Consider the following 1907-nt stretch of genomic DNA (forward strand, 5'->3'; position numbering starts at 1 on the left):
CCGAACTCTTCGAACAGCTGCTCAGCCGGCGCAGACTCACCGAAGGTGGTCATGCCAACGATCGCGCCGTTCAGGCCAACGTATTTGAACCAGTAGTCAGCGATACCGGCTTCTACCGCGACGCGGGCAGAAACGGCTTTCGGCAGTACGGATTCGCGATAAGCGGCATCCTGCTTGTCGAACGCGTCGGTGGACGGCATGGAGACCACGCGCGCCTTCACGCCTTCGGCAGTCAGTTTGTCCCACGCGGCAACCGCCAGCTCTACTTCTGAACCGGTCGCGATGAAGATCAGCTCCGGCTGGCCGGCACAATCTTTCAGCACGTAACCGCCGCGAGCGACGTTTGCCAGCTGCTCTGCGGTACGCTCCTGCTGCGCCAGGTTCTGACGGGACAGAATCAGCGCGGTCGGGCCGTCGTGACGCTCTACGCCATATTTCCACGCAATCGCGGATTCAACCTGGTCACACGGACGCCAGGTGGACATGTTCGGGGTCACGCGCAGGGAAGCCACCTGCTCTACCGGCTGGTGAGTCGGGCCGTCTTCGCCCAGACCGATGGAGTCGTGGGTGTAGACCATCACCTGACGCTGTTTCATCAGCGCGGCCATACGTACCGCATTACGCGCGTATTCCACGAACATCAGGAAGGTGGAGGTGTACGGCAGGAAACCGCCGTGCAGCGCGATACCGTTGGCGATAGCGGTCATACCGAATTCACGCACGCCGTAGTGAATGTAGTTACCGGCAGTGTCTTCGTTGATCGGCTTAGAACCAGACCACAGGGTCAGGTTGGACGGCGCCAGGTCAGCGGAGCCGCCGAGGAATTCCGGCAGCAGCGGGCCAAACGCTTCGATGGCGTTCTGCGATGCTTTACGGCTGGCGATTTTCGCCGGGTTCGCCTGCAGCTTCGCGATGAACTCGTTAGCTTTGGCGTCGAAGTCAGACGGCATCTCACCTTTCATACGACGGGTGAATTCGGCTGCTTCCTGCGGGAAGGCTTTCGCGTAGGCAGCAAACTTCTCATTCCATGCGGCTTCTTTTGCCTGGCCAGCTTCTTTTGCATCCCACTGCGCATAGATGTCAGACGGGATGTCAAACGGCGCGTGTTTCCAGCCCAGCGCTTCGCGGGTCAGCGCGATTTCTGCGTCGCCCAGCGGTGCGCCGTGGGAGTCATGGGTACCGGCTTTGTTCGGCGAACCAAAACCAATGATGGTTTTGCACATCAGCAGGGACGGTTTGTCGGTGACCGCACGCGCTTCTTCTACTGCGCGTTTGATGGCGTCAGCGTCGTGACCGTCAACGCCGCGCACCACGTGCCAGCCGTAGGCTTCAAAGCGTTTCGCGGTATCGTCGGTGAACCAGCCTTCAACGTGGCCGTCGATGGAGATGCCGTTGTCATCATAGAAGGCAACCAGTTTGCCCAGTTTCAGGGTACCGGCCAGGGAGCACACTTCGTGAGAGATGCCTTCCATCATGCAGCCGTCGCCCATGAAGGCGTAGGTGAAGTGGTCGACGATGTCGTGGCCCGGACGGTTGAACTGCGCCGCCAGGGTTTTCTCGGCGATAGCCATCCCGACCGCGTTAGCGATACCCTGGCCCAGCGGACCGGTGGTGGTTTCCACGCCCGCGGTGTAGCCGACTTCCGGGTGACCCGGGGTTTTGGAGTGCAGCTGGCGGAAGTTTTTCAGCTCTTCAATCGGCAGATCGTAGCCAGTGAGGTGCAGCAGGCTGTAAATCAGCATCGAACCATGGCCATTTGACAACACAAAACGGTCACGGTCAGCCCAGGCCGGATTGTTCGGGTTATGGTTCAGGAAATCACGCCACAGCACTTCGGCAATGTCAGCCATACCCATCGGGGCCCCCGGGTGGCCGGATTTGGCTTTCTGTACAGCGTCCATGCTCAG

The 1907-nt window shown here is 60.1% G+C and carries 1 protein-coding gene; it reads right to left on the reverse strand.

Features of this window, described 5'->3' with window-relative positions; genetic code table 11:
* A partial coding sequence (tkt, locus tag CWM61_RS28470; RefSeq protein ID WP_100632270.1) for a transketolase occupies positions 1-1907 on the reverse strand: 1907 nt, incomplete at both ends.

It is taken from the genome of Klebsiella sp. K-Nf6, from assembly GCF_002806655.1.
Classification (GTDB): Bacteria; Pseudomonadota; Gammaproteobacteria; order Enterobacterales; family Enterobacteriaceae; genus Klebsiella; species Klebsiella variicola.